At 75.0% G+C, this 13,104-nt stretch carries 12 protein-coding genes and 1 riboswitch; of the genes, 6 read left to right on the plus strand and 6 right to left on the minus strand.

Going from position 1 to position 13,104, the window contains the following annotated elements; translation table 11 throughout:
• Positions 1-47 precede the first annotated feature (47 nt).
• The 4 genes from RND61_RS26010 (at position 48) to RND61_RS26025 (ending at position 3,790) form a co-directional block, all read left to right on the plus strand.
• On the plus strand, positions 48-281 hold the full coding sequence (locus RND61_RS26010) for a hypothetical protein (RefSeq protein ID WP_315880538.1): 234 nt from the start codon (positions 48-50) through the stop codon (positions 279-281).
• Positions 282-323: 42 nt separating this feature from the next.
• A complete protein-coding gene (locus RND61_RS26015; protein ID WP_315880539.1) occupies positions 324-1,133 on the plus strand; it encodes an SURF1 family cytochrome oxidase biogenesis protein in 810 nt (269 codons plus the stop codon).
• A 112-nt stretch (positions 1,134-1,245) separates the two neighbouring features.
• Entirely contained in the window at positions 1,246-3,030 is a 1,785-nt protein-coding gene (locus RND61_RS26020) for a glycoside hydrolase family 15 protein (protein ID WP_315880540.1), read from the plus strand.
• 4 nt (positions 3,031-3,034) lie between these two features.
• Positions 3,035-3,790, plus strand: a complete 756-nt coding sequence (locus tag RND61_RS26025) for an SDR family oxidoreductase (RefSeq protein WP_315880541.1) — start codon at positions 3,035-3,037, stop codon at positions 3,788-3,790.
• A gap of 93 nt (positions 3,791-3,883) precedes the next feature.
• On the opposite strand, the gene RND61_RS26030 is transcribed toward RND61_RS26025, so the two are convergent.
• From RND61_RS26030 to RND61_RS26055, 6 genes are all read right to left on the minus strand, one after another.
• Complete coding sequence (locus RND61_RS26030; RefSeq protein WP_315880542.1) at positions 3,884-4,684, minus strand: enoyl-CoA hydratase/isomerase family protein; 801 nt, start codon at positions 4,682-4,684, stop codon at positions 3,884-3,886.
• 178 nt (positions 4,685-4,862) lie between these two features.
• Complete coding sequence (locus RND61_RS26035) at positions 4,863-5,084, minus strand: helix-turn-helix domain-containing protein (protein WP_315880543.1); 222 nt, start codon at positions 5,082-5,084, stop codon at positions 4,863-4,865.
• Positions 5,085-5,384: 300 nt separating this feature from the next.
• A complete protein-coding gene (locus tag RND61_RS26040) occupies positions 5,385-6,983 on the minus strand; it encodes an ABC-F family ATP-binding cassette domain-containing protein (RefSeq protein WP_315880544.1) in 1,599 nt (532 codons plus the stop codon).
• Between the two features lie 268 nt (positions 6,984-7,251).
• Positions 7,252-8,691 (minus strand): hypothetical protein, encoded by a 1,440-nt coding sequence (locus tag RND61_RS26045; RefSeq protein WP_391654163.1) that lies wholly within the window; start codon positions 8,689-8,691, stop codon positions 7,252-7,254.
• Positions 8,692-8,747: 56 nt separating this feature from the next.
• Positions 8,748-9,878: an alpha/beta hydrolase gene (locus RND61_RS26050; RefSeq protein WP_315880545.1), complete on the minus strand. Its 1,131-nt coding sequence runs from the start codon at positions 9,876-9,878 to the stop codon at positions 8,748-8,750.
• A gap of 305 nt (positions 9,879-10,183) precedes the next feature.
• Positions 10,184-10,900, minus strand: a complete 717-nt coding sequence (locus RND61_RS26055; RefSeq protein ID WP_315880546.1) for a class II aldolase/adducin family protein — start codon at positions 10,898-10,900, stop codon at positions 10,184-10,186.
• A gap of 218 nt (positions 10,901-11,118) precedes the next feature.
• Here RND61_RS26055 and RND61_RS26060 point away from each other — a divergent pair, with 218 nt between their 5' ends.
• Both RND61_RS26060 and RND61_RS26065 read left to right on the plus strand, forming a co-directional pair.
• Positions 11,119-12,402: an inorganic phosphate transporter gene (locus tag RND61_RS26060; protein ID WP_315880547.1), complete on the plus strand. Its 1,284-nt coding sequence runs from the start codon at positions 11,119-11,121 to the stop codon at positions 12,400-12,402.
• An 18-nt stretch (positions 12,403-12,420) separates the two neighbouring features.
• A complete protein-coding gene (locus RND61_RS26065) occupies positions 12,421-12,642 on the plus strand; it encodes a hypothetical protein (RefSeq protein ID WP_315880548.1) in 222 nt (73 codons plus the stop codon).
• 240 nt (positions 12,643-12,882) lie between these two features.
• Positions 12,883-12,972: riboswitch (cobalamin riboswitch) on the plus strand.
• Positions 12,973-13,104: the final 132 nt, after the last annotated feature.

The following is a 13,104-nucleotide window of genomic DNA, read 5'->3' on the forward strand; positions in this document are numbered from 1 at the left end:
GGCGCGCCGCCCTCCGTTCCGACCGCCGCCCGCGCACCCTGTGGCGCATGGCACGTTGTGAGGTCTGCGGGAACGAGTACGGCATGTCCTTCGAGGTGCACGCGCAGGGCGCCGTGCACGTCTTCGACTGTTTCGCCTGCGCCATCCACCGCATGGCGCCCATCTGCGAGCACTGCCGCGTCCAGATCATCGGGCAGGGCGTCGAGGCGGACGGCCGCTGGTACTGCGGCGCGCACTGCGCCCGCGCGGAGGGCAAGGTGGGAATCGTCGACAGGGTGTGACCCGGGGACGGGACCCGGCGGCGGCGGAGGTACGGTCGTGGGGTGTACCGCTTCCTGTTGTCCCGGCAGTGGGTGATCCTCACCCTCGTCGCCCTCGTCCTGATCCCGGTGATGGTCGAGCTGGGTTTCTGGCAGTTCCACCGGCACGAGCGCCGGGTCGCCCAGAACGCCCTGATCGCGGACAACCTGAAGGCGGAACCGGTCCCCGTGACCGAGCTCACCTCGCCCGGGCACACGGTCCCGCGCGCCGACTACTGGCGCCGCGCGACCGCGACCGGCACGTTCGACACGGCCCACGAGGTCGTCGTCCGCCGCCGCACCAACGCCGACGACCGGGTCGGCATGCACGTCCTGACCCCGCTCGTCCTCGACGACGGGCGGGCCGTCCTCGTCAACCGCGGCTGGGTCCCCGCCGCCTCGGACCAGAGGGCGTACCCGGACGTGCCGCCCGCCCCGAGGGGCAGGGTCACGGTGGTCGGCCGGCTCATGGCCGACCAGACGACCGGCAGCAGCGGCATCAAGGACCTGCGGGGCCTGCCGCCGCGCCAGGTCATGCTCATCAACAGTCGGCAGCAGGCCGAGCGGCTGGACCGGCAGGTGCTCGGCGGCTACCTGGAGCTGACGGAGCCCGCCCCGACCGGGGGCTCCCCCGAGCCGATCCCGGACCCGGACCACGACTCCATCGGCGCCCACATGGCGTACGCCGTTCAGTGGTGGCTGTTCGCCGCGGGCGTCCCCGTGGGGTGGGTCGTCCTGGTCCGCCGGGAGCGCCGCGACCGGGCGGCGGCCGAGGGGGGCGGTTCCGCGGAGGCGGAGGGCGCGCCGGCCGCGCGGGAGCCCGCGGGCGCCTGACCCCGCGCCCCTGTGACACGGCCCACACGGCGCGGTACGCCGCCGCAGGTCACGCGCCCCGCGGGGCGGGCTGACTGATTGGCGCTTCTCCGCCGTGGGAACACGCCAGGACGTGACCCAACACATCGAGGACTATGCCCTCATCGGCGATCTGCAGACCGCCGCTCTGGTGGGCAGGGACGGTTCGATCGACTGGCTCTGCCTGCCCCGCTTCGACTCCGGTGCCTGCTTCGCCGCGCTCCTGGGCGACGAGAACAACGGCCACTGGCGGATCGCGCCCGCCGGTGCCCGGACCTGCACCCGGCGGAGCTACGTGGGCGATTCCCTGGTCCTGGAGTCCGTGTGGGAGACCCGCACCGGCACCGTGCGCGTCGTCGACTTCATGCCGCACCGCGACCGCGCGCCCGACGTGATGCGGATCGTGGAGGGCGTGGCCGGCCGGGTCGAGGTGTCGTCCGTGCTGCGCCTGCGCTTCGACTACGGGTCGGTCGTGCCGTGGATGCGGCGCTCCGACGGCCACCGGGTCGCCGTCGCCGGCCCCGACTCCGTCTGGCTGCGCAGCGAACCGGAGGTGAAGACCTGGGGCCAGCAGTACAGCACCTGCTCGTCGTTCACGGTCGGCCCCGGCGAGAAGGTCGCGTTCTGCCTCACCTGGCACCCCTCCCACGAACCGCGCCCGCCGCTCGTCGACCCGTACGAGGCGTTGGAGCACACCCTGGAGGACTGGAAGTCCTGGTCGGCGCGGTGCACGTACGAGGGGCCGTACCGGGAGGCGGTGATGCGCTCGCTGATCACGCTGAAGGCCCTCACGTACGCGCCGACCGGCGGGATCGTCGCCGCCGCGACCACGTCCCTGCCGGAGGAGCTGGGCGGCGTACGGAACTGGGACTACCGCTACTGCTGGCTGCGCGACTCGACGCTGACCCTGCGGGCGCTGCTGTCGGCCGGGTACGTGGAGGAGGCCGCCGCCTGGCGGGACTGGCTGCTGCGGGCCGTCGCGGGCAACCCGGCGGACCTCCAGATCATGTACGGCCTGGGGGGCGAGCGGCGGCTCCCCGAGACCGAGGTGCCGTGGCTGCGCGGCTACGGCGGGGCGCGCCCGGTCCGGATCGGCAACGCCGCCGTGAAGCAGCTCCAGCTCGACGTGTACGGCGAGGTGATGGACTCGCTGGAGCTGGCGCGCGAGGTGGGGATGGCGCCGCAGCGGCAGGCGTGGGCGCTGCAGCTGAGCCTGCTGGGGTTCCTGGAGTCGACGTGGCGCCAGCCGGACGAGGGGCTGTGGGAGGTGCGCGGGCCGCGCCGGCACTTCGTGCACTCGAAGGTCATGGCGTGGGTGGCGGCCGACCGGGCGGTGCGCACGCTGGAGCAGGACCCGTCCCTGCCGGGGGACGTGGCGCGGTGGCGGGCGATGCGCGACGAGGTGCACCGGGAGGTGTGCGAGCGGGGCTACGACCCGGTGCGCAACACGTTCACCCAGGCGTACGGGTCGGCGGAGCTGGACGCGGCGACGCTGATGATCCCGCGGGTCGGCTTCCTCCCGCCGGACGACCCGCGGGTGGTCGGCACGGTGGAGGCGGTGCGGGCGGAGCTGGGGCACCACGGCTTCATCCGCCGGTACGGCACCGACGGGATCGCGGTGGACGGGCTGCCCGGCGGGGAGGGGACGTTCCTCGCCTGCTCGTTCTGGATGGCGGACGCGCTGCGCATGATGGGCCGCGTGCAGGAGGCGCGGGAGCTGTTCGAACGGCTGCTGGAGCTGCGCAACGACGTGGGGCTGCTGGCGGAGGAGTACGACCCGGTGGCACGGCGGCAGCTGGGCAACTTCCCGCAGGCGTTCAGCCACGTCGGGCTGGTGGCGACGGCCCTCGCGCTGGCGCCGGACGACCCGGCAGGATAGGCGCATGGATCTCGGACTGAAAGACCGTGTGTACGTCGTGACGGGCGCGTCCCGCGGCCTCGGCCACGCGGCGGCGAAGGCCCTGGTGGCGGAGGGCGCGAAGGTCGTCCTGTCGTCGCGCGAAGCGAAGGCCGTCGAGGACGCCGCCACCGCGCTCGGCCCCGGCGCGGTGGGAGTCGCCGCGGACAACGCCGATCCGGCCGCGGCGGACCGGCTGATCGCCACCGCGCGGTCGCACTTCGGCGGGCTGGACGGCGTGCTGGTCAGCGTCGGCGGGCCGGCGCCCGGCTGGGCCGCCGACAACACCGACGAGCAGTGGCGGGCCGCGTTCGACTCGGTGTTCATGGGCGCCGTGCGGCTGGCCCGCGCCGCGGCGGCCGTGCTGAAGGAGGGCGGGGTCATCGGCTTCGTGCTGTCCGCCTCGGTGCACGAGCCGATCCCCGGGCTGACCATCTCCAACGGCCTGCGCCCCGGTCTGGCGGGGTTCGCCAAGTCCCTCGCGGACGAGCTGGGGCCGCGCGGCATCCGCGTCGTGGGCCTGCTGCCGTCGCGCATCGACACGGACCGGGTGCGGGAGCTGGACGCCCTGTCGGGTGACGCCGCGGCCGCGCGGGCGGCCAACGAGGCGCGGATCCCGCTGCGCCGCTACGGCACGCCGGAGGAGTTCGGCACGACGGCGGCGTTCCTGCTCTCCCCCGCCGCCTCGTACCTGACGGGTGTGATGCTCCCGGTCGACGGGGGCGCCCGCCGCGGCTTCTGAGCCCGGCCCCGTCCCTGCCCCGGGCCACGGGTTGCCCGAGGGCGGGGACGGGCCGGGACGTGGGCGGGCGGGGGCGGGGCGTGGGCGGACGGCTCAGTCGGAGAGGCCCGCGAGGTCGCGGAGGCGGCGGGCCTGGGCGGCGCGCTCGGCGGCGCGCTGCTCCTCGTACGTACGCCCGGTCGCGCCGCGCAGCAGCGCCTTGGTCTCGACGACGGCGTCGCGCGGCGCGGCGAGCAGGGCGGCGGCCAGGTCCCGCACGGCCGCGTCCAGCTCGCCGGCGGGCACCACGAGGTTGGCCAGGCCGATGCGCTCGGCCTCGTCGGCGTGGACGAACCGGCCCGTGGCGCAGATCTCCAGCGCGCGGGCGTAGCCGACCGCGGCGACGAGCGGCTGCGTCCCGGCCAGGTCGGGCACCAGGCCCAGGCTGGTCTCGCGCATCGCGAACTGCACGTCCTGCGCGACGACCCGCAGGTCGCAGGCGAGGGCGAGCTGGAAGCCGGCACCGATCGCGTGGCCCTGGACGGCCGCGACCGACACGATGTCGTTGCGGCGCCACCAGGTGAACGCCTCCTGGTACTCGGCGATGGTCGCGTCCAGGTCCTCGTCGGAACCGCGCGCCATGTCGAGGAACGACGGCTCCCCGTCGAACCCCTCCGGGGTGAACGCCTGCCGGTCGAGACCGGCGGAGAACGACACGCCCTCCGCGCGCAGCACCACGACCCGCACGCTGCCGGGCAGCGCTCGCCCGGCCTCGGTGAGGGCCCGCCACAGGGCGGGCGACTGGGCGTTGCGCTTCGCCGGGTTGGCGAGGGTCACCGTGGCGACGCCGTCCTCGACGGCGAGACGCACGCCGTCCTTGTCGAGCACGACGAGGGCAGGGTCGATCGAGGTCATGGGACGCCTCCGGATCCGGTGCAGCGATCGGTCGGCGCAGCCGGAACAGCTGCGCCGACCGACAAATTACTGCACGGTAACCATCCGGTCGACCGCCTGACCGTGGCGAACCACGGCCGACGACGGCCGGACGGCACTGCCGGAACCGCCGGGACGCCTCACGACCCGCGCACGGCGATCAGGCCGACGTGGCCTTCTTGCCCCGCGTCGCTCCACCGCGTCCGCGCAACACGACTCCGGACTCGGTGAGCATCCGGTGGACGAATCCGTAGGACCGGCCGGTCTCCTCGGCCAGGGCCCGGATGCTCACGCCGGCGTCGTACTTCTTCTTCAGGTCTGCCGCGAGCTTCTCGCGCGCGGCGCCGGTCACCCGGCTGCCCTTCTTCAGAGTCTCGGCCACCCGTGCCTCCTCATGGGAAGTGCGCTCTGGACTTCTCATGATCACCCCTCCGGGGCCACATGGCCAGCCATTCGACGAGGTCTGTGGCCGCGGGTTTCGCCGTCCGGCGACCGCGCCGCGCGCGGAAATCCCGGACGCGGCGCGCGCCCGACGACGAAGTACCAGGTCAGCGGCGCACCGTAAAGAAATGCGCGGGGCGGCGCCGGTGCCGGAAAATCTGCCGGATGCCACGCCGCGGTATGAGATCCCCTCACTCAGATGAAGGAGCGCGACTAGGCTGAATGATCCATACGGGAATGATCAGGCGAGGGACACGAGGTCCGCGTAGTCCGCTCCCCACAGGTCCTCGACCCCGTCCGGGAGGAGGATGATCCGCTCCGGCTGGAGGGCTTCGACGGCGCCCTCGTCGTGGGTGACCAGGACGACCGCGCCCTTGTAGGTGCGCAGCGCGCCGAGGATCTCCTCGCGGCTGGCCGGGTCGAGGTTGTTCGTCGGCTCGTCGAGGAGCAGCACGTTCGCCGAGGAGACGACGAGGGTGGCCAGGGCGAGGCGGGTCTTCTCGCCGCCGGAGAGGACGCCGGCCGGCTTGTCGACGTCGTCGCCGGAGAAGAGGAACGAGCCGAGGACCTTGCGGACCTCGACCAGGTCCAGGTCGGGCGCGGCCGAGCGCATGTTCTCCAGGACCGTGCGCTCCGGGTCGAGCGTCTCGTGTTCCTGCGCGTAGTAGCCGAGCTTCAGGCCGTGGCCCGGCGTGACCTGGCCCGTGTCGGGCTTCTCGACGCCGGCGAGCAGCCGCAGCAGGGTCGTCTTGCCGGCGCCGTTGAGGCCGAGGATGACGACGCGGGAGCCCTTGTCGATGGCCAGGCTGACGTCGGTGAAGATCTCCAGCGAACCGTACGACTTGGACAGCCCCTCCGCCGTGAGCGGGGTCTTGCCGCAGGGCGCGGGCTCGGGGAAGCGCAGCTTGGCGACCTTGTCGGACTGGCGCGTCTCCTCCAGGCCGGACAGCAGCTTCTCGGCGCGGCGGGCCATGTTCTGCGCGGCGACCGTCTTGGTGGCCTTGGCGCGCATCTTGTCGGCCTGGGCGTTGAGCGCGGCGGCCTTCTTCTCGGCGTTCTGCCGCTCGCGGCGGCGGCGCTTCTCGTCGTCCTCGCGCTGGCGCTGGTAGAGCTTCCAGCCCATGTTGTAGATGTCGATCACGGACCGGTTGGCGTCCAGGTAGAAGACCTTGTTGACGACGGTCTCGACGAGGTCGACGTCGTGGGAGATGACGACGAAGCCGCCGCGGTACGTCTTGAGGTAGTCGCGCAGCCAGGTGATCGAGTCGGCGTCGAGGTGGTTGGTCGGCTCGTCCAGGAGCAGCGTGTCGGCGTCCGAGAAGAGGATCCGCGCCAGCTCGATGCGGCGGCGCTGGCCGCCGGAGAGCGTGTGCAGCGGCTGGCCGAGCACCCGGTCGGGCAGGCCCAGGGCGGCGGCGATGGTGGACGCCTCGGCCTCGGCGGCGTACCCGCCCTTGGTCAGGAACTCGGTCTCCTGGCGCTCGTACTGCCTGAGGGCCTTCTCGCGGGTGGAGCCCTTGCCGGTGGCGATGCGCTCCTCGTTCAGCCGCATCTTGCGGATCAGCTCGTCCAGGCCGCGGGCGGAGAGGATCCGGTCGCGGGCCAGCACGTCGAGGTCGCCGGTGCGCGGGTCCTGCGGGAGGTAGCCGACCTGGCCGGAGCGGGTGATGGTGCCGGCGGTGGGGACGCCCTCGCCGGCGAGGCACTTGGTGAGGGTGGTCTTGCCGGCGCCGTTGCGGCCGACGAGGCCGATGCGGTCGCCCTTGGCGATGCGGAACGAGGCGGACTCGATGAGGACGCGTGCGCCGGCGCGCAGCTCAAGGCCGGTGGCGGTGATCACGGACAGACTCCAGGGCGGGGGGACGGTGGGTGGACGGCGGCTGCGGTGACGTCGACACCGTCTAATGCACAGGGAGAATGGCCATACGGGCCAGTCTAACGGGCGCATGCAACTGCTTTTCCGGGGCGCGGGGGCCCGGCGGCGGGGCCCCGCGCCCTCGGGGCGCGCGGAAGGCCCGGCCGCCTGCCGGGCGGCCGGGCGGCGCGGGGCGCCGGGGCGGCCTCCGGGACCTCGGGGCGCACGCCCCCGGCGCACCGGGCCGGGGGCGTCAGGCGCTGCCCGTGTGGACCTGGAACGCGGCGCGGCGGACCGCCTTGGCGAGGGCCGGGTCGGGGTGCGCCGCGGCCAGGGCGACCAGCACCTGCACCGTGCGGGGGTGGCCGGCCTCGCGGACCTCGTCGAGCAGCGCGGGGACGGTGCCCTGCACGGCGGACTCCAGGTGCCGTACGAGGAGGTCGCTCTCGCCGTGGTCGACGAGGGCCGCGGCGGTGTCCACCCAGAGCCAGGTCGCCTCCTCGCGGGTGAGGACGTCCGGCGCCTCGTCGGGGTCGGCGCCCTCGTGCTCGGCGAGCCAGAGCAGGGCGTACGGGCGCAGTGACGGTTCACCGGCGGCGGCGCGCACCTCGGCCTCGGCGGCGGCGCCCACCACGCGGAGGGCCTCGAAGGCCAGCCCGCGCAGGAGGGCGTCGTCGCCGCGGGCGACGGTGAGCAGTTCGGCGACGGCCCTGCCGACGGGCCGGGCGGCGAGCCAGGCGCGGTACTCGGCGCGGGCCGGGCCGGGGGTGAGCCGGACGCAGCCGCGCAGCATGTCCTCCGCGGACTGCTCGATGTGTCCGGCGGGGCTCTGGGCGGCGACGCAGATCTGCTCCAGCTTGACCCACACCGCCCAGTTGCCGAGCGGGGTGAGCGTCGCCTGGCCGCCGCCGAGGGTCAGGGCGCCGACGGAGGCGAGACCCTCCAGCGCCCAGTCGAGCAGGCCGGGCAGGGCGTCCGGGTCGGGGGCCGCGTCCGTGCCCTCCCGCCGCCCGTCGCGCGCCGGGGCGCCGGCCGGGCCCCCCGGCTCCGGCCGCGTTCCCGCCTCGGCGGCGTACGGCACCTCGCAGCGCTGCTCGCGCAGCTCGGCGACGCGCTGCCGGACCAGGTCGAGCAGGGCCGGTACGGGCACGGGGCCGGCGGAGAGCTGGAGGAGGGAGAGGACCTGCGGGACGGCCTCCACGACCTCGGCGACCGCGGCGGGTTCGGCGTCCTGCGGGGCGGGATGGGCGAGCGACCAGGCGTCGAGGAGCGCGACCCAGCCGCGCAGCGCGGCGGAGTCGTCGCGGTCCCAGGCGCGCAGCCGCCAGCCGGGGCGGACCGTGTCGCCGTGGATCTCGACGAGTCCGGCGAGCCGGGCGCGGTCCCAGGCCGTGCCGATCTGCTCCCGCGTCAGGCCGAGCGCGGCGGCGGCCCGTTCGCGGGCCGGTCCGGGGGTGGTGACGGGGCCGCGGTCGACGGCGGCCCAGCGGGCGACGCGCACGGCGTCGGCCAGGACCCGCCGGGCCTGGCGGGCCAGCTCCGCCCGCGGTGGCGTGCCCTCCGGCGGGCGCGGGGCCGGTCGCGTCCGCCGGTCGGCCACCGCCCGCCGGGCGGTCGTCGCCAGCGACCGGGGCCGGACGAGTCGGAGTCTGGAGTTGCGCGCCAGTTGCTCATCGGGCTTTCGAGACGTCACGGGGGGCAGTCTTCCCGCTGACGGCCCGAAAGCCCAAACGGAAGGGGGGCGTCGGCTCAGAGGAGCGGGGTGAGGAAGCGGCGCAGGGCCTCCTCGTACCGCTCGGGACCGGCGTTCCACATGGCGGCGTGCGGCGCGTGGCGGATCGCGCGGAGGGTGACGAGGCCGGGGTGGCGGGCGGCGAAGGCGCGGGTCGCCGCCCAGGGGGCGACGGTGTCGTCGGGGCCGTGGAAGACCAGCGCGGGCACCTTCGGCATGTCGGGGCCGGCGGCCCGGCCGAGGTCATCGCCGTCCAGTCCGGCCCTGCCCTGTGCCGCCCGGACGGCGAGGGGGAGCAGGGCGGAGGGGACGTGGTGGGCGGCGGCCAGGGCGCGGAGGGTGGCCTGCCAGTCGAGGACCGGCGAGTCGAGGACGAGGCCGGCGATCCGGTCGCGCAGGCGGCCGTGCGCGGCGGTGCGCAGGGCCATGGTGGCGCCGGTCGACCAGCCGTACAGGATGACGGCTTCGGCTCCGTGGTGGACGGCGTGGCGGACGGCCGCGTCGAGGTCGCGCCACTCGGACTCCCCGAGGTGGCCGAGGCCGTCGGCGGGGCGGGGGGCGCCCGGGTCGCCGCGGTAGGCGAGGTTCAGGACGGGGAAGCGCAGCCCGCCGTTGAGGAAGCCCAGCACGTTCAGCGGGTGCTCGCGGGTGGCGCCCAGGCCGTGCGCGGTGATCACCCATGTGGTGCGGACGCCCGGGACGTACCAGGCGGGCAGGGGGCCCAGCTCGCCGGCCACCTCGACGTCCTCGTACGGGAGGCCGAGCGCGGAGGCGGGGGTGCCGGTGTGGAGCTTCGGGGTGAGGCGGACGCGGGTGCCGGGTTCGAGGGTGCCGTGGTCGACGCGTTCGAGGCGGCGCACGACGGCGTCGGGGGCGTGCGGCACGTCGCCGAGGACGGGGCCGACGACCGCGTGGACGCCGGGGCCCTCCAGCCCGTACGCGCCGGGACGGAGGGAGGGCAGGGCGCGGGTGAGGGTGACCCGGCCGGGGCCGGTGGCGTGCACGGTGAGCCGGGGCTCGCCGGGCAGGGGCCGCCCCGGGCGCGGCCTGAGCGCCACGCCGCTGGCGTACCGGCCGGCCGCCACGGCGGCCGTCCCGGCACCGATCACTGTGGCGGCGGCCACCGCCGCGCCTGTCGGGGAACGCACCCGTCCAGTGTCCGCACACCGGCCGGGCCGTGCCAGTGGGCGACGGCCACCGGGTGACGGGCCGGGCGGGGCGACGCGGACGGCGGGGGCGGGGCTCTGGGTGGCGGGTGGCCGGGGTGGGGCCGGGTGGCTGAGGCCGGGGGCCGGAGGTCAGTCGGGGCGGCCGAGGCGGGGCGGGGCGGGGCGGCGGCCACCGGGTGACGGGCCGGGCGGAGCGGACGCAAAGCGGCGGGCGGCTCGGGGGCCGGGCGGCCGGGACGGGGCGGGGCCGGGTGGCTGAGGCCGGGGGCCGGGGGTCGGGTGGGTCAGTCGGGGCGGCCGTAGCCGCGGAGCTTCTCGGTGGCCTCGGCCAACTGGGCCGGGGTGAGGAGCGCCGGGGTGCGGGTGGGGTGGCTGTCGGCGGCGAGCCAGACCCGGCACATCCACTCCAGCTGGGCGGTGCGGTCGTACGCCTGGTCGAGCGTCGCGCCGTAGGCGACCGTGCCGTGGTTGCGCAGGAGGCAGGCGGTGCGCCCGGTCAGGGCGGCGAGCATGTGGTCGGCCAGCTCCCGCGTGCCGTACAGGGCGTACGGGGCGACGCGGACGGGCCCGCCGAGGGCGCCGGCCACGTAGTGGATCGGCGGCAGCTCGTCGACGAGGGTCGACACGGCGGTGGCGTGCACGGCGTGGGTGTGGACGACCGCCCCGGCGTCGGTGGACCGGTACACGGCCAGGTGCAGCGGCAGCTCGCTGGTCGGCGGCAGCGTGCCGCGGACCCGCCGCCCGTCCAGGTCGACGGCGACGACGTCGTCCCCGGTCAGTCGGGAGTACGGCACGCCGCTCGGGGTGACGAGCAGCAGGTCCCCGACCCGTACGGAGACGTTCCCCGAGGTGCCGACGACCAGCCCGTCGGCCGCGGTCCTGCGCGCCGTGGCGACCAGGGCGTCCCACGCCTCCTCGACCGCCGCCCCGGCCGCCCCGCCGAGAGCCTCCCCGACCGCCCCGCCGGGGGCCTTCCCGTCCGCCCCGCCGTCCTTCGCCATGCGGTGGATCATGCCAGCGGGCGGACCGGCCCGGAAGTGACGAGCATCTCGGTCCGACCCGGTTCCGGTGTCCCGAAGCGCGTGATTCCGGGGCCGGGGCGCAACCGGAATCCCGGCTCACAGGTCGGGACACCACGCGGCCCGGCCCAGTTCACCTTCCGTTCACTCAGGTTGCCTACGTTCAGCGGGCCACTGACGTCGAACGATTGCCTGGGTAAATGGAACACATCACGCTGCTGCTCGCCATTGTGGTCGTGACAGCTCTCGTGTTCGATTTCACAAACGGTTTCCATGACACCGCCAACGCGATGGCCACGACCATCTCGACCGGCGCGATGAAGCCCAAGGCGGCGGTGGCCATGTCGGCCGTGCTGAACCTGGTGGGCGCGTTCCTCTCCGTGGAGGTCGCCAAGACGATCTCCAAAGGTCTCGTCGACGAGACGGGCATCCAACCGGAGGTCATCCTCGCCGCCCTCGTCGGCGCGATCCTCTGGAACCTCCTGACCTGGCTGGTCGGCCTGCCGTCCAGCTCCTCCCACGCCCTCATGGGCGGCCTGATCGGCGCGACCGTCGCGTCCATCGGCGTCAGCGGCGTCAACGGCGGCGTCGTCCTCACCAAGGTCCTGATCCCGGCCGTCGCCGCCCCGGTGGTCGCCGGCGTCGCCTCGATGGTCGCCGCCCGCCTCACGTACAAGGTCGGCGCGAACATCGACGAGAAGACCGGCCGCAAGGGCTACAAGGCCGGCCAGATCGCCTCCGCCGGCCTGGTCTCCCTCGCCCACGGCACCAACGACGCGCAGAAGACCATGGGCATCATCACCCTCGCCCTGGTCGCCGGCGGTGCCCTCGCCCCCGGCTCCAACCCGCCCGTGTGGGTCATCGTCTCCGCCGGCCTGGCCATCGCGCTCGGCACCTACCTGGGCGGCTGGCGCATCATCCGCACCATGGGCAAGGGCCTCACGGACCTCCAGCCGCAGCAGGGCTTCGCCGCCCAGACCGGCGCCGCGACCGTGATCCTGGCCTCCTCCCACCTGGGCTTCTCGCTCTCCACCACCCACGTCTGCTCCGGCGCCGTGATGGGCGCGGGCCTCGGCCGCAAGGGCGGTGTGGTCCGCTGGTCCACCGCCACCCGGATGTTCGTCGCCTGGGGCCTGACCCTGCCGGCCGCCGGCCTGGTCGCCGCGCTCGCCGAGCTCGTCGCCCGCCAGGGCGACTGGGGCGTCGCGGTCGTCGCGGCCTTCCTCGTCGGCTCCTCCGCCGCCATCTGGCTCATCTCGCGCCGCCAGGTCGTCGACCACACCAACGTCAACGAGGACGAGGACGAGAACGGCACCGGGGTCTCCGGTGGCGCCGAGCCCGCCGGGGTCGTCACCACCGCCATCGCGGCCGTCATCCCGCCGCCCACCGGCACCGTCGCCGCCGACCCGGCGGACGACGCCCTCAAGACCACCATCCCGGCCCCGGCCGCCGCGACCGGCGCGGCGCCCACGGCCGCGGTGTAAGGAAAGAACGGCATCGCTATGGACATCGACTGGGCAGCCCTCGGCTCCGTCTTCGGCGTGGGCCTCGTCTCCACCGTCGCAATCGTCGGCCTGTTCGCCCTCGGCCTGGTGGGCCTCTCCCGGCAGGAGCGGGCCTCCGTCCAGGGGGGTTCCGCCGCCCTGGCCCGCACCGGCGCGTACGCCTGCTTCGCGCTGTGCGCCGCGGCCGTCGCGTACGGGATCTACCTGATCGTGGCCTGAGCAGGGCCGAAGCATCCGGCTGGGCCGGTCGTACCCCCGCGGTACGGCCGGCCCAGCCGTCGTCGTACGGCCCACCGCCGGCCGTCCCCAGGCCGTCCCCGGACTGTCCTCAGGCCGTCCCCGGGCCGTCCCGCGGCCGGCCTGTGGGGCTCGGCACACCGCTCCGCCGCAGGTCAAGGGTGAGTTGACGGGCCTTCGCGGGCCGTGGTGGACTGCCCAGGCCATATCCGGCGGCAGGAGAGGAAGCCCGGTGCGAATCCGGCGCGGTCCCGCCACTGTCACCGGGCTCCGCGCGACACGCCGTCGCGGGGCGCCCGGGAGCCAGGAACTCTCACCGCCGGTCACGTCGAGCCAGGGCGCGGACCCTGAGTGAGGACATTGCGCATGCCCGGCTGCGTTCCTTCCCGTACGTCGAGAACCCCGAGCCCCGGCTCGCGGGCCCGTGGCCGATCCGGCGCACCG

It is taken from the genome of Streptomyces tamarix, assembly GCF_032423885.1.
Classification (GTDB): Bacteria; Actinomycetota; Actinomycetes; order Streptomycetales; family Streptomycetaceae; genus Streptomyces; species Streptomyces tamarix.